Here is a 20,899-nt window from a genome sequence, read left to right as displayed (position 1 = left end):
ATTTTAGATTGCTGAAGAGCAGTCAATCACCCTAACGGCTATCATAGCATAGGGTGATTTTTTCATTTATTGATGACTTTTTTTTACTTAATATTGTTTACTTCCCTTAAAATTCTTAGTATGGATATTTTGGTTTAATTAATCAATTTTGACTTAGAAAATGAAATGGTTTGTCTAATTTTATAGCATATTAATAACAATTTGTGTATAAATATCTAGTGTAATTGGAAACTATTATTAATTAACTTTTTGAATTATCCGTTGATTATAGCGGTTTATCCTGTTAAAATAAATTATTACTTTTAAAAAAGATATTGTTTAATCGAAAATACTTTCATAATTATTCATTTGATTTAAAATAAATTCAAAGTAGGAGTTAAGATATATGACAAAGTACAAAGATTTAAATGTCCCGCTTAGAACAATTATGACACCTGGGCCGGTGGAAGTAGATCCAAGAGTATTAAGGGCGATGGCTGCCCCGATTTTAGGACAATTTGATCCGGCATTTACGAATATCATGAATGAAACAATGGAAATGCTCCGAGCTGTATTTCAAACTGATAATCAATGGGCATTCCCGGTTGATGGAACTTCCAGAGCAGGTATCGAAGCTGTCCTATGCAGTATTATTGAACCTGGAGATAAGGTGTTAGTTCCAATATACGGTCGATTTGGCTATCTTTTAACTGAAATCTGCCAGCGTTATGGAGCAGAGGTTACGACAATGGAGGTTCCTTGGGGAGAGGTTTTTGACCCGGAAGTAGTTATCAAAAAGATACACGAGGTTTCTCCAAAAATTGTTGCCATTGTTCATGCTGAAACTTCAACGAGCTGCATGCAACCGTTAAAGGAAATTGGAGAAGCTTGCCGAAATGCAGATGTTCTGTTAGTTGTCGATGCTGTAGCATCATTAGGGGGAGTCGACCTCAAGGTGGATGAACTAAAGATTGATGCAGTTATTGGCGGTACGCAAAAATGTTTATCTGTTCCATCCGGATTAGCCCCAATTACTTATAACAATCGGATTGAAGAAGTGATAAATAAAAGGAAAAGTATTGAATTGGGTTTAAAAACGTCTCAGAGCGAGTTTTCGAACAATCGAATTATGAGTAATTATTTTGATTTAGCGCAGCTTCAAGATTATTGGAGTCCTGTCCGTCTTAATCATCATACGGAAGCGACAAGTATGCAATATGCTTTAAGAGAGGGTCTTCGTATTATTCTTGAAGAAGGACTTGAAAACCGATTTGCCCGTCATAAGTTAAATGAAAAAGCATTAGTTGCAGGAATTAAAGCAATGGGATTGGAATTATTTGGTGATCAAAAGCACAAGCTCCCTGTTGTTACTGCAATTGAGATACCTTCAGGAATTGATGGAGATGAGGTACGTTCCATGATGTTAGAAGACTTTGAAGTTGAAATTGCCAGTTCTTTTGGACCTCTTCACGGAAAAATTTGGAGAATTGGAGCGATGGGATATAGTTCCCGTAAGAAAAATATTCTTCATGTTCTTTCAGCATTAGAAGGGACGCTTATTCGTAAAGGCTTTAATGTTGATAGAGGAGAAAGCTTACAGGCGGCATTAAACGTATATGATGAATATAAACTACAGAATTTTGTCAATGTAAAAGTAGAAGCAGATAAAATAACTATTTAGAGCATGTAATATAGTTATAAATGAGTAACGAAAGAGGGTGTTCCACTAAAGTTAAGTGGACACCCTCTTTCGGTTTGGATCAATTGTCTTTTTGGAGGTGCTTTTTTAGAAACTGAATGACATCATCAAATGCATTTTGCACACTCGCACTTTGCCAATCTTCATCAAATACATGTTTGCCATTTGGAATAGTGATCAAGTGATTTTCTACGCCGGCTTTCGTCAATGCTTCGGACATGAATACCGATTGCTCGTATGGGACATCTTCGTCTATTGTTCCATGTAATAAAAGTGTAGGTGGATAATCCGCATTTACAGAATATAAAGGGCAAAAAGACTGAAGCTCTTTTATATCCATATCACTTATTTTTTCAATCCAATTACCATTTTGTCTTGCGTACAGATAGATGGCGTAACGTTTTTGAATCGGTCCAACGGTAATTACTTCATTTGATACGAGCATGTCAGCAAGTTCTTTTGGTACTGCTGTCATTTTTCGATAATGAGGGCTTGGTTTTAATGCCCATTCTCCTGTAATATCGCCGTACCCATAAAACGAGACAATGGCTTGTGGTTTTATTATATCGAATGTTCCAGATAAAAGGGCAAGATAGCCACCAGCAGAGCCCCCAATCACGGCTACTTTTTCTGGATTAAAGTCAAACTGTTGTGTACCTTCCTGCTTTAGCCAAGCAAGTGCATCTGAAATATCAGTAACGATCTCAGGAATTTTTGTTTCAGGTGCAAGACGATAATCAATCGAAAATACATTAAATCCTGCTTGCAAATAAAATTCTACTTGGTCAACTTTCATATCTTCTCTAGATCCCCAAAATAGACCCCCACCATGAATATAAATAATGACAGGAGCAAACTGTATAGAGGCGGGATAAAAATCTGCTTTTATTTCAAATTGTTCATTTTTTTTATAAACGACAGTTGTTTTCATTTGTTGTGACACACACCTTTTATAAAAGAGTAATTTTTTCCATTACTATCTAACAAGTCTTTGAAATCATTCAATTTTATGATTTATTTTTATTAAATTATATCATAAAAGTAAATTACCCTAAAGTAAGCAGTAAATTAGGAGAATTACTTATAAACGTTGAACCGCTCATAAACTCCTGTTCCGCTCACCATTTAATTAACTGTTGTACTTCTTATGGAAAAATAACAATTGAAACACCAAACAATAAGTATTTGTTGAAAGCGTTCGATAGATGTTTCGTCATCTATAAAAGGGTGAATTTAGGGAATGACTAATTGTTAAGAAATGATTCTACTATTAGTTGAAAAAATCATGTTGAAAAATCCTAAATCCGAATAGCTCAAAATAGTTTGGGGAAAACAATAGATATTGGTGGAAGTATGGGAGAAAGTGAATCGATGAAATATCGATAATAATATTAGGCCAGTTAGAAGAAAACCCTAGAAAAATTAGTTTTTATTAAGTTAACAGAAAAAAATATCTTTAGGGGGCGAGTCCTATAGAACAGGTAAAGACTCCACCAGATCAAGAACAAACTATTAGTAATGACTTAATGCCAATTAAGTCAGAGGACCGAAAGTGGGGTATGGGGAACTATTTTACCCTTTGGATGGGGTCTGTACATAACGTACCCGCCTATATAACAATTGGAGGTTTTTTTGCACTTGGGTTATCCGTTGGTCAAGTATTTTGGTCCATTATAATTGCAGCCGTCATTTTAGGGGCAATTTTATCTATAGGCGGACATGCAGGAACAAAGTATGGTATTCCCTCTTCTATGTTACTTAAAACATCATTTGGTACAAGGGGATCAATCGTCCCTGGTGTAATTAGAGGAGTCATTGCAGCGATTATGTGGTTTGGTTTCCAAACGTATGCAGGTAGTCTTGCAGTAACGATTTTAATCGGGAAACTGTGGCCTGTATATTTATCATTAGGCGGAGATTGGAATATCTTTGGTTTAAGTTTACCCGGGTTAATTTCATTCCTATTATTCTGGGTCGTAAACGTTGCGTTTGTTTATGGTGGAATGGGAATCTTGGGGAAATTCACAAAAATACTTTCTCCAATTATTTATATCGTGTTTGGGGGAATGGCCATTTGGGCTATTAATTTAGCAGGAGGCATCACTCCGATATTACAATATGAACCTAAAGGAATTGAAGGAAAGGAGTTACTCGTTTTCTTAGGATGTGTCAGTGCTCTCTTAGCAACATGGGCGGCTCCTGCTGTTAGTATTTCCGATTTTACAAGGGAAGCAGTTTCCCAAAAGGTTCAAACAGTTGGACAAATTACAGGAACTCTTCTTTCATACTTATTATTTGCTTTTGCAAGTATTGCAGTAATCATTGGTTCAGAAATTGCATTTGGTACCCCTATTTGGAACGTGCTTGATGTAGTAGAAAAATTTGATAGCAAATTTGCCATTGCTGTCTCCGTATTAACAATTTGTTTAACAACTTTATCAGTGAATATTACGGGGAATATCGTTCCGGCAGGTTATCAATTAGCATCACTGTTCCCGAAAAAATTAACATTTAAAAAAGGTGCATTTATTGCAGCGGTAGCAGGAATAATCATAATGCCTTGGAAGCTCATGGAAGACTCCACAAGTATTTTCGTTTTCTTAGGAGTCATTGGTGGGTTATTAAGCCCGGTACTTGGTATTATGCTTTCTCACTATTTTGTTGTTGCAAAAAAGCGTATTGATATGAATGGGTTGTATCGTTCAAATAACACTTATAGTTATCAAAACGGATTTAACATGCAAGCGATTATAACGCTTATCATTGCTGGGGTTATTAGTTTAATTGGTCAATTTGTTCCTGTCTTTAAGCCGCTTTATGATATGTCGTTCTTCACGGGGACAATAATAGCTTTCATTTTATATTCACTAATTGCTAAAAAAGGGGTATCTAATCCAGTAGAGGATGAAAGATCCTAACATTCTATTCAGTCGGGGAGGAAAAATAAGGATGTATGATTTAATAATTAAAAATGGAAATGTGGTATTTCGTGATGGTGTCCGCAAAGTCGATATCGGAGTGAAAAATGAAAAGATTACTTGCATAGCGGAAGAAATAACAAATGAAGCAAAAGAAGTTATTGATGCGAGTGGACAATATGTGATGCCTGGAATGGTTGATACACACGTTCATATTAGTGAACCTGGTCGAACTGAGTGGGAAGGGTTTGAAACAGGTTCAAAAGCAATGGCAGCTGGAGGTACGACAAGTTATGTTGAAATGCCACTAAATGCATTACCTGCAACGATTAATAAAGAAGCGCTTGATCTTAAACTGGATGCTGCGGTTAATCAAAACTATGTTGACTATGGTTTCTATGGTGGACTTGTACCCGAAAATCTAGATAAACTAGAAGAATTAGCTGATGCAGGTGTTCTAGCGTTTAAATGTTTTCTGTCCGATATTACAAGTGACATTCCTGGAGATTTTACTAATGTGGATGATTATACGATGTATAAGGGAATGCAAAAAATAGCAGAATTGGATGGCATTTTATGTATTCATGCTGAAAACCCATCAGTTACGTCTAAGCTTACGGAAGAAATGATCAAAGAAGGTCGTACATCTGCAGCGGAGTATGTGGATTCACGTCCAATTTTCACTGAAGTAGATGCTGTTCAGCGTGCCATTTTGTTTGCAAAGGAAACAGGTTGCAAATTACACTTAGTACACATTAGCTCGTCAGAAGCCGTTCAAGTAATTTTAAAAGCGCGTTTGGAAGGATTAGATGTCACGGTTGAATCTTGCCCGCACTATTTTGCGATGACTGCTGAGCAAGTAGCGGAAATTGGTCCAAAAGCAAAATGTCAACCGCCAATTCGAAAAGCAAAAGACCAAGCGAAATTATGGGACGAGTTATTGAATGGCAATATTGACTGGTTAACTTCTGACCATTCACCATGTACGGAAGACTTGAAGCAAGGAAATATATTTGAAGCTTGGGGCGGAATTAGCGGGGTTCAAAATAACGTTGATTTAATGTTTGATTTAGCTGTAAAACAACGTGGCTTGGCTGTTGAAAAGTTTGTTGATTTAATCGCATTTAACCCTGCTGGGCGGTTTAACTTACCTTATAAAGGGGAAATTGCTGTTTCTAAAGATGCAGACATTATATTATTAGATCCCAATCAATCCTATGTTGTGAGAAGAGAAGATCTATATTACAAAAACAAACATAGTGCCTATGAGGGCAGAAAAATTGACTGTCGTGTAACGAAAACGATTGTTCGCGGAAATATAGTTTTCGATTTACAAAAAGGGATTGTAGGGAAACCAATCGGAAAACTATTGTCTGCTGTAAAGTAAAATAGTTATTCGAACTTTTCTTAAAAAAGGAGCACGATTATCATGACAAATTACGATTTAATAATACGAAATGGTCACATTGTAACCTCGGAGTCAGTTGCCAAAGGAGATATTGCGATTAAGGATGGCAAGATTGCCGAAGTATCCATTAATGAAGGAATTGGTGCAAAAGGTGCTAATGAAATAAACGCAGAAGGTCTGCATGTTTTCCCGGGATTAATAGATTCTCATGTGCATTTTAACGAACCTGGAAGAACGGAATGGGAAGGCGTCGAAACAGGCAGTAAAAGTCTGGCTGCGGGTGGAGTAACGAATTATTTTGATATGCCTTTAAATAGTACACCTCCAACGATAAATAAAGAAAATTTAGAGTTAAAAAGAAAACTTTCTGAAGAGAAATCTGTTGTAAACCCAAACTATTGGGGCGGGCTAGTGCCGGAGAATATTGATAATTTAAAGGAACTTTATGACAATGGTGTCATTGGCTTTAAAGCATTTATGTCGCCAAGTGGTATAGAAGATTTTCATCATGCTGACGATGAGACGCTTTATAAAGGAATGAAAGAAATAGCCTCTATTGGTTCACTACTTGCTGTCCATGCGGAGAGTACAGTAATTTGTGAACAGCTCGCAATGAAGAAGTTGCAAGAAGGGAAAACATCTGCCCGTGATTTTGTGGAATCAAGACCAATTATCTCAGAGATAGAAGCTGTACGAAGAATTATTTCTTATGCTGAAGCAACAGGTTGTAAATTGCATATCGTTCATGCAAGCAGCAGAAAAGTAGTTCAAGTAGTGGAGGAAGCAAAACGCAGAGGCGTAGATGTGACAGTCGAAACATGTGGACATTATTTATCATTAACTGTAAAAGACTTAGAAGAAAAAGGGGGTTTGGCAAAATGTGCCCCTCCTTTACGAGATGAAGACGAGTTAGAAGATTTATGGGTGGCAGTTGCTAATGGTGAAATTGATGTTATTTCCTCCGACCATTCTCCAGCACCAGCTTCCATGAAGACGATTACAGATAATTATTTTGAAGGCTGGGGAGGTATATCTGGGGCTCAGTCTACATTTAATATTATGCTGACAGAAGGTTATGCAAAACGCAATCTACCTTTGGAAAAAATTGTTGTTTTAATGGCAACAAATCCTGCGAAAATCTTTGGTTTATCCAATAAAGGAGATATTGCGGTTGGATATGACGCAGATTTCGCCATCGTTAATTTAAATGAAAGCTTTAGACTAGAAAAAGAAGATTTGTTCTATCGCCATCAACATTCACCATATGTAGGTATGACATTTAAAGGAAAAGTAAAGACAACTATTGTAAATGGTGAAATCGTTTATGAAAATGGTTATTTTACTAAAAATATATAACAGTTGATATACTGTGGGCAATAAGAAATAATGGACTACATAGGGCTGAGGCATTTCTCGGCTCTTTTCCTAGTAGAGAGGAGGAAAGCTATGTGGAATTTCGTGTGGAAGATGTATTGAAATTAGCTTCGCTCAAAAAGGCAATTGTATTAAGCGGGGCTCAGTATTTGCATAAAGTTGTCAAAGGTTCAACTATTATGGAAGCTCCAGACATTACGGACTGGTTAATAGGTGGAGAGCTAATTTTAACAAGTTTATACCCTATTCGTTTTTTTAACGAGAATGAACAAAAACAGTTTATTGCAAAGTTAGCTGAAAAAGATGTTAGTGCATTAATGATAAAAAATCATCGTTTTGTAAATGAAATTCCTCAATCTATCATTGATGAAGGGGAAAAATGTAAGTTGCCGATTATCCAGATACCTAAAGAAGTCCCTTATGTTGATATTTTGTATCCTGTGATGGAAGAAATTTTAAATACTCAAGTAAAAAAACTTCAGTATTATAAAGAAATCCATGACCAGTTTACAGCTTTATCATTGGCTGATGAAAGTCCAGAAAAAATAATTGAGACATTGGAAAAGTTAATTGGAAATCCCGTTGCCTTATTTGATCGAAATTTCTTTTGCTTAGCTTCCACACTCCCTTATCTCACTAATTTCGAAATCGTTGAAAAAAATTATCACTTTGAACAAACAGAAGAGATGAAATTTCGGCATTACCGTCAAATTGTTAAGTATCTGGAACCAAAAGAGAAAATTGGACACCAAATAGTTGTTCCAATTGAAACGATTAATCATATAAAAACTTACTTATTAATCGGTGAAATGAATAAACCTTTGGAAGAGCTTGATTTTATTGCTGTTGAAAATGCTGCAACTTCGCTTTCGCTTGAATTTGTTAAAAGATTTGCTGTGGCAGAAGTAGACAAACGATTTAAAAATGATTTACTGGAACAATTAATTGAGGGAAAATTATCTTCGAATATTCTTTACCAAGATGCCAATTTAATTGGTTGGGATATAGAAGGAGCATTTGCAGTTGTTTTATTCAAAATAAGCAAAAATAATGAACTGATCTCTTCGAATCAAGTAAAACGAGGAATTTCCAATGGTAATGAAGAGACATTGCTTCACGAAGCTATATATCAGTATTTACCAAATGCGCTCATTGGTAGCAAAGGCGGTTTAAAAGTAGTACTTTGGAAAGCTAATATAGAAGATCAAGAATGGCTGATCAAAATAAAAGAAAAAGTATCTAGAGTCTTAGATTTGGTGAAAAAACAAGATAGCCAAATAATTATTCAAGTCGGAATAGGGACGCTATCAGAACATATAAATAATATTTCCGATAGCTATATAAAGGCTCAAGATGCGTTGGAATTTGGTGAAGTTTTAAATGGTAAAGAGTCTATTACATCTTATTCTGAATTAGGGGTCTTTAGGATGCTCGGTCAATTCACTAATTCCGAAGAGTTAAAGACTTTTATTCCGCCTTCTTTACAAATGCTGCTAAATTATCAACAAGCAAATAAAGCAGATTTGTTAACGACATTAAAAGTTTTTTTACAATCCAATCAAAATGCAACAAAAACATCTCAACTTCTTTTTATCCATCATAAAACAGTTGTCTATCGTATCGAACGAATCAAGGAAATTACAGGGATGGATTTTGATGATGCAGAAGAAATGTTATTAGTGCAAATTGGATTAAAAATTACGGAACTTCTTGAACGGGAAAAAAACAATAAGTACTAAGTTATATCAAAGAAAAGATTAGGAGTGTCATAGAATTATGAGAAAGACATATCGTGCAAAAAATGTAACAGCATCAGGGCCATATTCACATGCAGTAGAAGTAGATAATTTTCTATTTTTATCTGGTCAGACGGCAATGAATGGGGAGACAGTAGAAAACTTACAAGGAAATATCGCAGAACAGACAAAAAAATGCTTTACTAATTTATCTGAAGTATTAGAAGTAGCAGATCTAACATTTGATGATGTGGCAAAAGTAAATGTATATCTAACGGACATGAATAATTTTACTGCTATGAATGAGGTATATAAAACTTACTTTCATGAACCATTCCCAGCTAGAACATGTGTGGCAGTATTAGCATTGCCGCTAGGTGCGGAAGTAGAGATTGAAATGATCGCTAAGCGAAAAGCATAAGTAGTCCTACTTTATCTGCAAGCACTGGTAAATATTCCAGTGCTTTTTTTGTGGCTTAGGAAATTAAAAAAGTTTGAAGTGTGGATAACTTTTAAAAATCATAAGATTGAGATTTATAGTTTTGAGCGTAGTTTAGGGATAATGCGTCGTAGAGAGCTCTATAAAGAGGCCGCTACGTCGCTAACGCTCTTGCAGAGTCTCACGCTGTCGTGCAATATTCCAAAGTTATATAGTAATTAATTAATAAATTCCAAAGAATGGCTAAGGGCAATCAAAAAGCTATTGAAAGCAACTAATTTCAGTACGAAAGCAACTAAAATCACCATGAGAGCAACTAAATTGCCGATGAAAGCAACTAATTTCTTACAATAGCAAGTTCACTTGGATTGAGACAACCATGATTTCGATATATTATAGGAATAATATGCCTAAAAGCCCACCGAAAACGCCTGGCCGGCATCTAATAGACTAGTTTGTCGTGTTCAAAGGCGTGATTGTCGCGTTGGCAGTGGATAATGTATCGTTCAGCCGCTTATTGTTAATTTCGGAGACTGATAAGTTAGTATTTTCCATTGATTTTCGCTGCAAGGCGGCGACTCCAGTGGAGGCCAACAGAATGTTGGTCACAAAGGCGTTGCCACACGATGTGGCGTTCTTAGCCTTTGTTCCTCTGTGTGAGCAAGATGAGACTTCACACCGTACGCGCTAGCGCGGCGGTGAAGGCTCATCGCTCACCCCATGGAAAGCGTCCGACCTGCAGTGAAAATCCCAGCTGACACCTCATTCAACTCATTACTTCGCATTATCCTCATTATGCATTCCGTTCAAATTTGGATTTACTATATTGGGAAAGGGAAAGATGCTCAAGCGCTTTTGTTCTTTATTTAATTAGATACCAAAAATGTTGGTTTGATAATTTTAAATAATGGGTATTGAAAAATAACTGTATTGTATACCGAATATTATTAAAGAATTCTTCTTTGAGGTCGGGGGACTCATTCATTATATTTTGGAATATCCGATAAGTTGGAAAATTGTCGTTAAACTTTCACAAGATTCTTTGTAGGTTTTGTTAACTATATTGGAATATTTATATTTGGTTCCCTATATTTTCATGAAAAACTATTGTTCAATGTAGACAAAAGATTGTTCAAAGAAGCTGTAGTTGTTACAAATGTTATGCACTGTATATAGCGAGGACTTGTACATTTTGTTTAATAGACATAAAGACCTTCCTAATGTAACTATGTATAATGAGTATTGTTCTTAAAGGAAACGTTTTCGAAAGATAATTACTTTAATCTATTGTTACTCGAAATTATTTTACTAATTAAAGTGAAAATATAGTGGAATAATTAAATAGCAACAGATTAAAATTTTATTTTTCGTCCAAAATAAGCGTAGCTTTAAGTACATTACACGATAAAAAAAGGAGTATGACATATGTCTACAACAAATGAAAGTTACGATATAAAAGCTTCACAGATTGAGCATACTACGGCATTGGATGCATCACTACATCCAAAATCCGATCAGGATAGAACAGTCAAACCAAGAGACTATGTTTTCATGTGGATTGGCGATGGGGTTAACATTGGGAATATGACATTAGGAGCCAGTGTAATTATAGCGGGAGTGGCAACGCTAAATATCTGGCAAACAATGTTGGCAGCTCTAATCTCAATTGCAATCATTTCAACTATTTTTGCATTAAATGATCGACTAGGTTATAAGTCAGGTATACCATACGTTGTACAACTTAGAATGTCTTTCGGAACAAAAGGAACAGTTATTTCATCACTACTACGCGGTATACCTGCTATTGTCTGGTATGGTATTCAAAGCTGGATTGGTGGTACTGCATTAAATGAGTTTATAAAGATTGTTACGAGTGGATCTTTTGACAATGTTTTTGTTTGCTTTGTAGCCCTTCAACTAGTTCAGATTGTTATATCACTATTTGGCTTCCATGCGATTAAATGGGTAGAAACGGTTGCATCTATTGTGTTTATGATAGGACTTATTTATGTTTTTGGAATACTTGTATCTTCATATAGCACGGAAATTACCCAAACATGGGTACAAGCAAAAGGTTCATGGGGACTACCGTTCTTCGGACTTATTATGGTCTTTTTAGGGAATTATGCAGGGATCTTTGTAAGTGCTGCAGACTATTCTAGAGAGCTGAAAACAGGTATAAGTGATAAGAAGCGCGGAGCATTATACTTTGTTCCGATTACTATCTCTTATGGTTTTGTTATTGTCATTGGTGCAATGTTAGCTGCTGCAACAGGTATAACGAATCCTGCAATAGCACTTCCAGTGGTAATCGATAATCCTTATATTTCTGCGGGTGTATCTTTATTTATCGTCATTACAGTAATTGCGACAAACATGGTTGCGAACGTGGTTCCACCAGCGTATGTTATTACATTATTGACAAAATTAAAATATAAAGTTTCTGTTACAATTACAGGATTACTTGCTCTAGGTGCATTCCCTTGGTTGCTTGTACAGGAGTCATCAGCTGCAGGTCTTAATATGTTCGTTCTGATCTATTCAGCATTTTTAGGGCCAGTTATTTCAATACTCTTAGTTGAATATTATATTTTAAGAAAACAGAGAGTGGAGACTGCAGAATTGTACAATGAAGAAGGTTCTTATGCCGGATATAATCCAGCAGGATTGCTTGCGATGTTTATCGGTGCGGCAGCTGCCTTTGTAGAGGTAGAGCTTGCATGGATCATCGGTTTAGTAGTGGCAGGAGTAGCTTACTACCTTCTATCGAAATATGCCTTTAAGGGTTCAAGTTTCAAAAAAGGAACAATTTTCGAGAAATAAAAATATTTCAAGAATACCTCATCGAGAATATGTCTCCATGAGGTATTCTTATTGTTTGTTTTGAACAATTGATTGTTTGAAGTGGACATAATGGTACCCTCCCTTATTCAATGTACATAATAAAAGGTGATTCTTTTAGTTAACTATACTAAAGAAGAATAGCTCTTTATTTTGTATAATAAGATGTCAACAATTATGGTAATAACACTACTAAGGGTGAAAACAGCGATATTCACATATTGCCGATGAATCCTATTGTTAAATCGAGGACAAGAGTTACTTCAATGAAGGAAACCGAAATTCTCGATAGTTATTGGCATCATTATAGGAGGGTATATTTTGAAACATTTTAATAGAGAGAAAGCAACGGCTGACGGTTATAGTAATGATGTTTTGCCAACGACCGAAGTGGATCGCAATTGGGGCATAGGGAATTTTTTCACTGTTTGGATGGGCTCTGTTCATAACATTCCAAACTATGTTGCTATTGGTGGTCTTTTTGCTTTAGGGATGTCGGTAGGGCAAGTCTTCGGGGCTATAATGGTTGCTTCTGTAATCATAGCATTGATGCTAGTTCTGAATGGTCATGCAGGGTCGAAATACGGATTACCGTTTGCGATGTTGCTACGTTTATCGTATGGGCCAAAAGGAGCGATGATTCCTGGGGTTTTAAGGGGAGTTATTTCGGCGATTATGTGGTTCGGTTTTCAAACGTACGCAGGAAGCCAAGCATTATCCATTTTAATAGGAAAGCTTTGGCCAACGTATTTAACCTTAGGTGGAGATTGGAACTTATTGGGTTTATCATTGCCAGGGTTACTTTCGTTTTTAATTTTTTGGTTATTTAATGTTGCTTTAATATATGGGGGAATGGGGTTCTTAGGGAAATTTACGAATATCCTTTCACCGCTTGTTTATATTGTTTTTGGAGGAATGGCAATTTGGGCCATTAACTTAGCTGGTGGGTTTGGCCCTATTTTAGCGTATACCAACACGGGAGTCGCGGGAAATAAATTCATTATCTTTTTTGCTGCTATAACAGCAGTGACTGCAGCATGGGCAGCACCGATTGTAAACGTTTCAGATTTCACGAAGTTAGCGAAATCTACGAAGGTGCAAGCAATTGGACAGACTGTCGGAGTAATTGTGGCATATATTTTATTTGCGGTTGCGAGTATCGCGATTATTGTTGGATCAGAAATTGCTTTTGGGACACCAATATGGAATGTACTTGATGTTGTAGCTCGATTTGATGGGACGTTTGCAATTGCTATTTCCGTTCTTACTTTATGTTTAACAACATTATCGGTTAATGTTACGGGAAACATTGTACCTGCCGGATATCAATTGGCGTCTCTATTTCCTAAAAAACTCACTTTCAAATCAGGTGGAATCATTGCAGCGATCATTGGGATTCTGACTATGCCATGGAAACTGATGGAAAGTGCAACGAGTGTATTTACTTTCTTAAATATTGTTGGTGGGATATTAGCACCGGTTACGGGCATTATGTTAGCTCAATATTTCATCTTATCCAAAAAGAATATTGACTTGAATGCATTATATGATGCCAAAAAGGGTAAGTACCATTATACAAATGGTTTCAATATAAATGCGATTCTCACCACAATCATTGCAGGTGTTGTTTGTTTAATCGGCAATTTTGTACCCTTTTTAAAACCACTTTATGATATGTCTTGGTTTGTAGGGATCATTACAGCTTTTATCCTTTACACAGCGCTTGAATTTGCGCGTTCAAAAGGAACTATTTTAGAAAAAACTCCAGAATTAAGTGAAGAGAGTAGTTAACGAAAGAAATGGTTAAATTATTGTTTGGTTAAAAATGGTGAATTATATTATATTTTTTGATAGCTGAGAGGAGAAATTCAAATGGTATTTGATATAGTTATTAAAGGTGGAAATGTTGTATTGCGTGATGGTGTTTATAAAGTGGATATCGGGATTAAAGACGAAAAAATCTCTTGCATTGCTGAACAGATTACCGATGAGGCGAAAGAGGTTATTGACGCAACTGGACAATATGTTATGCCGGGAATGATCGATACACATGTCCACATTAGCGAACCTGGACGTGCAGAGTGGGAAGGTTTTGAAACAGGTTCAAAATCTCTAGCTGCTGGAGGAACGACTAGCTATGTGGAAATGCCACTAAATGCACTACCAGCAACTATCAATAAAGCGGCGTTAGATCTTAAGTTGGAAGCAGCTGTTAACCAAAACTACGTTGACTACGCATTTTACGGTGGACTCGTACCGGAGAATCTAGAAAACCTAAAAGAATTGGCAGACGCTGGTGTTCTTGCTTTCAAATGCTTCTTATCCGATATTACAAGTGATATTCCGGAAGATTTCGTAAATGTGGATGATTACACACTATACAAAGGAATGCAAAAGTTAGCTGAATTGGATCAAATTCTATGTATCCATGCGGAAAATGCGTCTGTTACATCTGGACTTTCTAAAGAGTTTGCAAGAGAAGGAAAAAATTCAGGAGTAGAATATGCAGAATCACGTCCTATTTTTACGGAAGTAGAAGCTGTGTCGCGTGCAATTCTTTTTGCTAAAGAAACTGGTTGTAAATTGCATCTTGTTCATATTAGTACTTCAGAGGCAATACAGACTATCTTGAAAGCACGTGCAGAAGGTGTAGATGTAACAGTTGAATCATGCCCACATTATTTTGCCTTTACTGCAGAGCAAGTTGATGAAATTGGTCCTAGAGCAAAATGTCAACCTCCAATCAGAAAAGCAGAAGATCAAGCAAAATTATGGGACGAGCTTCTAAAAGGGAATATTGACTGGTTAACGTCTGACCATTCGCCTTGTACAGAGGACTTAAAGCAAGGAAATCTCTGGGAAGCTTGGGGTGGAATTAGCGGTGCCCAAAACAACGTCGATCTTATGTTTGACTTGGCTGTTAAACAACGTGGATTAGCTGTTCATAAATTTGTTGACTTAATTGCAACGAATCCAGCTGAACGTTTCAACATTCCCCATAAAGGTGAAATTGCTGTTTCAAAAGATGCGGATATCATTTTAGTAGACCCTAACCAGTCGTATACGGTTAAAAGAGAAGACCTTTACTACAAAAACAAACATAGTGCATATGAAGGTAGAAAAATCGACTGTCGCGTAACAAAAACAATCGTTCGTGGAAACGTCGTATTTGATTTAGAGAATGGTATTGTCGGAGAACCAGTTGGAAAGTTAATTTCTGCTAACTAATTGATTAGTTCAGTCCCTTTGTCATTGTCGTACTTGTCAATGGCAAAGGTAAATACATGCTTGGAGGAATAAAAGATGTCTACATACGATTTAATCATTAAAAACGGAAAAATTGTTACAGCAGAATCCACTGTTCAAGGGGATATTGCGATTAAAGACGGTAAAATCATAGAAATTGGTCAATCACTTCAAGATTCAGCTGATCGAGTAATCGATGCAGAAGGACTTCATGTTTTACCTGGATTAATTGATACGCATGTCCACTTTAATGAGCCTGGAAGAACGGAATGGGAAGGGCTTGAAACAGGAAGCCGAAGCTTAGCTGCTGGTGGAGTTACAACTTTCTTCGATATGCCATTAAACAGCACACCGCCAACGATCAACAAAGAAAATTTAGATCTTAAAAAGGCTTGTGCAGATGAAAAATCGATTGTAAATCCTCGTTACTGGGGTGGGCTGGTGCCTGAAAATATTGCGGATCTAAAAGAACTACATGAGAATGGTGTCATCGGATTTAAAGCGTTTATGTCACCGAGCGGTATCGCTGATTTCAATCATGTGGACGATGAAACGATATTCAAAGGGATGAAAGAAATCGCTTCTCTTGGTTCTCGTCTTGCTGTTCACGCTGAAAGCACGGTTATTTGTGATCAACTTGCGGAAGAAAAGCAAAAGCAAGGTAAAACGACTGCAAGAGATTTTGTTGAATCAAGGCCAATCATTTCTGAAATTGAAGCTGTAAGAAGAATTATCTCTTATGCAGAAGCAACTGGCTGTAAAGTACATGTTGTCCATGCAAGTAGTAGAAAAGTCGTTGAAGTTATTCAAGCAGCGAAAGATAGAGGCGTTGATATTACAGTTGAAACTTGCGCGCATTATTTAGCTTTAACAGTAAAAGACCTTGAAGAAAAAGGTGGATTGGCGAAATGTTGCCCTCCGTTACGCGATGAAGATGAGGTTGAAGATTTATGGGTTGCGGTTGCAAATGGGGAAATTAATGTAATTGCCTCTGACCATTCTCCAGCTCCTGCATCTATGAAAACAATAACAGATAACTATTTCGAAGGTTGGGGCGGAATCTCCGGCGCTCAATCGACATTAAATGTTATGTTAACAGAAGGGTATTTCAAACGGAACCTTCCTTTAGAAAAAATTGTAGCTTTAACAGCGACAAATCCTGCGAAATTATTTGGGCTTGATAGCAAAGGGACAATTGCTAAAGGGTATGATGCTGATATAACAATTGTAAATTTAGATGAAAGCTTTGAACTTAAGAATGAAGATTTATTCTATCGTCACCAACATTCTCCTTATGTAGGTATGACATTTAAAGGGAAAGTCAAATCAACAATTGCCAATGGTGAAGTTGTATTTGAAAATGGAGAAATCACGGCTTCTAAAAAAGTGAACGCATAATAAAAGAAATCCCAAACCGTTTAAGGTTTGGGATTTCTTGTTGGTTAGGAACTAATCTTGCACTTGTCGTTGACTAAATGTTTCATCCTCTTCTTTTAGAATGGAGCCGATGATAAGGGCTACGCGTATTCGCAAAGAGTCAACCGGGTCGCGGAGGGAACAGTTAAGTACTTCCTCCGTTTTTGCTATTCGATATTTCACTGTATTCCGATGAACAAATAACTTTCTAGCTGTTTCTGAAAACTCACATTGGGCATCTAAGTAAACTTGAATCGTTTTGATTAGTTCCAGATCTTCCTTTGTTTTAGGATAGGCTAATGATTTTAGTGTAGTTTCATAAAGGGCTTTTAAGTCTTTACGAGGAAGGGATTTTAGCAATTCTTCCAAATCTCTTGTTTTGTAATATTTGATGAATCCTTTTAAGTTTTGTTCATATCCTGTTAATATCGCTTCTACAGCTTCATAATAAGCGGTAGGTATTTCTTTGAGCGATGGCACTGAATGGCTTACTCCGAAAGATAGAGTGAAATCTCCATGAAAGTTTGCTTGAACATTTTCTATGAATTTTGTAATCGTATTAATTTCTTCATCCGTATATTTCGGGAATTGTAAAATCATGGCGAAGTACTTTCCTTTTGTGAATAAAGTAGCTTCTAAATTTTCATTAATAATCTCATCTTCCAGCTGATCGTACACACTATTATGCAACTCTCCAACTTTTTTTTCGTAAAGCTGCAATGTTTCATATATTTCCCCTTGCGCATCGATTGTGCATACTACACAGACGTTCTCCATTCCCTTTTGAAGCCCATAATAATTCGAACGGCTAAATATTTCTTCGTCGGAATGGATTTTCATTTCGATTAAATCAGCAAAGAAGTTATTTTTTAACAATCTAGAGTTTTCTTCGATTGCTTGCTCTTTTATGATTGTAAACGAAATGACATTGCCTGCTTGCTCAATTGCCATTTGGGAAGAAGGGTAAGGTAAGGTGAGTGAATCGAAAATGACGAGCATACTTGGATATTGACGCTTCGTTTGGACTGGAAAAGTCGAAATGGTTTGATGTTCCCTTGACGGAATTGAAAAAGTCGTCCCTTCTCTTGCAACAGGTAAATCTTCTTTCACTTTCTGGAGTATCTCTTGTTTAATTTCCTGCATGGATCCTTTTGCAAAATCATGACTTTGAGCAATCTTTTCTCCCCTATGATTCAATAAAAGGGATGGACGTGCCAAAAGATAGCCTAATTGTTCTATTAGAGCACTTAAACTGTATCCTTTGATAAGCATATTGGAAAACTCTCTTTGTACATGCAAGGCATAATACAATTGCTCGGCCTCATGATCATTCAAATAATTCAAGATATGACGGGAAACTTCCCCCAATGTATGATTAGTCGGTAAATCAATAATTGGAAATGCAAGGTCATCGGCTAGTAATTTTACTTCGGATGGCAACTGATGAAAGAAGCGATTAATTTTGATAACAAGGCCAGAACAATTCATGGCATGCATTTGTTTGATTAACTCGCAGAATTTCTCCGTATCATCCTTAAACGCATATCCGGTTGAAAGAAGAAGATGGTTTGCAGCTAAAAAATTGATCACGTCAGGCGTATCGGATATATTTACGGATTGTACATTTCTGGTTAGACCACGATGGCCTGCAAGTACAACAGCTTCCTTCATGCCTTCCAATATAAATAAATCATTTATGGTCTTCATGCGAATACCCTCTCTATTTAAAGATTTCCATAAGAAAAATTTCTCTTGCTTCTATGCCGTTTATTTTACGTTAAAAGTAAACAAAAATCAAAGTATAAATTAGCCATATTAAACAATGACAATTTTAATCGATAGCTGTAGACTAGAATAGTTAAAGGTTAAAAGTAAAAGGATAGTCCCAACCAGTATTTTTAGACTCATGTTCATCTTAGGATGATGTATTAGCTCTAGATAAATTGGAAGGATTGAAAAACTTTGTCCGCAATCATGAAGGCTTAGAACCAAAGAAGTCTTTGAGTATTGTGCCGACAGAGGATTTGTGCTGTCTTTTTAGCGTTAGTGTGGAACGAACTAAACATTTTTACAACAGCTAAAATCTATTTGGCAGAACATGACCGAAAAGGACGAACGATATCGCGCAGAAATTTCTTCTTTAAGCGACGCAAAACAAGTTTCATACATCTCTTCTGCGGGTATGCGGTATGTAGTGGACAAACAGCAATTTGCAAGAAGTCCTTGAGGAGATGAAGAGATTTAATTATTCATCTGATTCACATACGTTCGTAGGTGTTCTAATAAATATTAAGGTTGCTGTTTATTCATAAAAGAAAAGGTGATTGTTATTAACGAGTTATTAAAATCAAGCAACTGGATTTCAGGGTTACAGTGGCTCTTTTTTATTTTTACAAACATAGTTGTCATTCCGATAACTGTCGGAACGGCTTTTGAGCTTTCGCCAGGCACAATTGTCAATATGCTTCAGCTTTCCTTTATCGTGACAGGATTGGCATGTATCGTTCAAGCGTTTTTAGGGCATAAGCGCGCAATTATGGAAGGGCAATCCGGACTATGGTGGGGTGTAATTTTAACGCTCTGTTCTACTGCTGTGGCACAAGGGATGCCTTTACCTATTTTGGGTGGTAGTTTAACGGTTGGAATTATCATTACGTCGATTTTGACTTTTTTAATTGGTATAACAGGTTTGGGACCTCGTATTGCCAAGTTATTTAAACCTGCCGTAATGGGCGTATTTATGTTTTTATTCGGATGTCAATTAATTGGTATCTTTTTAAAAGGGATGTTAGGCATTCCATTTGGTAACCAGGCTAAGGATGCACATATTGATGTGTCCATATCTTTGTTATCAATCGTAATAGCGATTATTGTCATTGTGATTAGTGTGAAGGCACCTTCAAGTGTTCGACGCTATGGTTTACTTATAGGTATTATCGGTGGTTGGATTATTTATGCGCTTATTTTCAAACCGGAAAATTCTATTAGTGAAGCAACCTCGTTTGGCCTTGAGCTATTTCCATTAGGGAAGCCTGCATGGGACATAGGAATTATCATGACGACAGTTATCGCAGGATTGTTAAACTCTGCAAATACATTTGGCGCTTTAAAAGGAACAGAAAGTATGTATCAGGTGGAAACGACTAAATCGGAATACAGAGCTTCCTTTACAATTACAGGTATTTTCACTTTTATCGCAGGCATTTTTGGGCTTGTTCCAAATTCACCTTACGTATCTTCCATAGGTTTCTTAAGCCAAACAGGAATTATAAAAAGAATTCCTTTTGTTCTTGGAGGATTTATGTTCCTAGTGATGGGTCTGATACCGCCGATTGGTCACTTTTTCTCACAGCTTCCATTAAGTATTGGTAGTGCAGCATTATTTGTCTCTTATTTACTTCTTTTAAATTCTTCCTTGAATTTCTTTAAACAGGTTGAGTTCAATACAGTCAATGTATATCGTTCGGCTGTACCGTTGTTTGTAGGTGTAGTCATTATGACCCTTCCTGCTACTTATTTCATTACGATTCCAAGTGTAATTCGTCCAGTATTGAGTAGTGGGTTATTAGTAGGGATCATTCTAGCTTTACTATTAGAGAACCTATTCAAATGGGATAAATACGGGAATGAAGAAAAAGGGAAGCAAAAGGATACAGCGAGCCCGGTTACTGATAAAACTGAGTTACAAATAAAATGACGAATATGATGATTTAGCACGTAAATCTAGAATAGCAAAAGTGGATAAATAAAATATCTATATTTATCTAAAAGTGCTAAAGACTATTTTAATAGCAAGGTTTAAAATGAAGAGTGGAGCTATAAGTTAATGAAAGACAATTCAGT

Annotated in this window: 13 protein-coding genes; 11 read left to right on the top strand and 2 right to left on the bottom strand. The window is 36.5% G+C overall.

Going from position 1 to position 20,899, the window contains the following annotated elements:
• The first annotated feature begins 385 nt into the window (after positions 1-385).
• Positions 386-1,660 carry a pyridoxal-phosphate-dependent aminotransferase family protein gene (locus tag FG383_RS00220; RefSeq protein ID WP_142604840.1) on the top strand — a complete coding sequence of 425 codons (1,275 nt, stop codon included), beginning with the start codon at positions 386-388 and terminating at the stop codon, positions 1,658-1,660.
• A 79-nt stretch (positions 1,661-1,739) separates the two neighbouring features.
• Here the strand turns inward: FG383_RS00220 and FG383_RS00215 are convergent, their stop codons facing one another.
• A complete protein-coding gene (locus FG383_RS00215; protein ID WP_142604839.1) occupies positions 1,740-2,609 on the bottom strand; it encodes an alpha/beta hydrolase in 870 nt (289 codons plus the stop codon).
• Between the two features lie 541 nt (positions 2,610-3,150).
• Here FG383_RS00215 and allW (FG383_RS00210) point away from each other — a divergent pair.
• The 9 genes from allW (FG383_RS00210) to FG383_RS00170 all read left to right on the top strand — a co-directional run bounded on the left by allW (FG383_RS00210) (position 3,151) and on the right by FG383_RS00170 (position 17,038).
• Complete coding sequence (gene allW / locus FG383_RS00210) at positions 3,151-4,596, top strand: allantoin permease (RefSeq protein ID WP_221887493.1); 1,446 nt, start codon at positions 3,151-3,153, stop codon at positions 4,594-4,596.
• 31 nt (positions 4,597-4,627) lie between these two features.
• A complete protein-coding gene (gene allB / locus FG383_RS00205) occupies positions 4,628-5,983 on the top strand; it encodes an allantoinase AllB (RefSeq protein ID WP_142604837.1) in 1,356 nt (451 codons plus the stop codon).
• Between the two features lie 42 nt (positions 5,984-6,025).
• A complete protein-coding gene (locus tag FG383_RS00200) occupies positions 6,026-7,360 on the top strand; it encodes an allantoinase (protein WP_142604836.1) in 1,335 nt (444 codons plus the stop codon).
• A gap of 104 nt (positions 7,361-7,464) precedes the next feature.
• Positions 7,465-9,117, top strand: coding sequence for a PucR family transcriptional regulator (locus FG383_RS00195; protein ID WP_246096760.1), 1,653 nt, complete (start codon positions 7,465-7,467; stop codon positions 9,115-9,117).
• Between the two features lie 37 nt (positions 9,118-9,154).
• Positions 9,155-9,535 carry a Rid family detoxifying hydrolase gene (locus FG383_RS00190; protein WP_221887492.1) on the top strand — a complete coding sequence of 127 codons (381 nt, stop codon included), beginning with the start codon at positions 9,155-9,157 and terminating at the stop codon, positions 9,533-9,535.
• 1,443 nt (positions 9,536-10,978) lie between these two features.
• The gene (locus FG383_RS00185) at positions 10,979-12,376 is read left to right on the top strand and encodes an NCS1 family transporter (protein WP_142604834.1); all 1,398 of its coding nucleotides are present in this window, start codon (positions 10,979-10,981) and stop codon (positions 12,374-12,376) included.
• Positions 12,377-12,715: 339 nt separating this feature from the next.
• Positions 12,716-14,185 (top strand): allantoin permease, encoded by a 1,470-nt coding sequence (allW, locus tag FG383_RS00180; RefSeq protein WP_142604833.1) that lies wholly within the window; start codon positions 12,716-12,718, stop codon positions 14,183-14,185.
• An 81-nt stretch (positions 14,186-14,266) separates the two neighbouring features.
• Positions 14,267-15,622, top strand: coding sequence for an allantoinase AllB (allB, locus tag FG383_RS00175; RefSeq protein ID WP_142604832.1), 1,356 nt, complete (start codon positions 14,267-14,269; stop codon positions 15,620-15,622).
• Between the two features lie 75 nt (positions 15,623-15,697).
• Positions 15,698-17,038: an allantoinase gene (locus tag FG383_RS00170; RefSeq protein WP_142604831.1), complete on the top strand. Its 1,341-nt coding sequence runs from the start codon at positions 15,698-15,700 to the stop codon at positions 17,036-17,038.
• 51 nt (positions 17,039-17,089) lie between these two features.
• Here FG383_RS00170 and FG383_RS00165 read toward each other — a convergent pair whose 3' ends face one another.
• Complete coding sequence (locus FG383_RS00165; RefSeq protein WP_142604830.1) at positions 17,090-18,763, bottom strand: PucR family transcriptional regulator; 1,674 nt, start codon at positions 18,761-18,763, stop codon at positions 17,090-17,092.
• A gap of 613 nt (positions 18,764-19,376) precedes the next feature.
• On the opposite strand from FG383_RS00165, the gene FG383_RS00160 reads away from it, so the two are divergent.
• A complete protein-coding gene (locus FG383_RS00160; protein WP_246096759.1) occupies positions 19,377-20,753 on the top strand; it encodes a uracil/xanthine transporter in 1,377 nt (458 codons plus the stop codon).
• Positions 20,754-20,899 lie beyond the last annotated feature (146 nt).

Origin of the sequence: Psychrobacillus soli, assembly GCF_006861775.1 — a bacterium.
Classification (GTDB): Bacteria; Bacillota; Bacilli; order Bacillales_A; family Planococcaceae; genus Psychrobacillus; species Psychrobacillus soli.
This window is presented reverse-complemented; position numbering and strand designations above follow the sequence as displayed.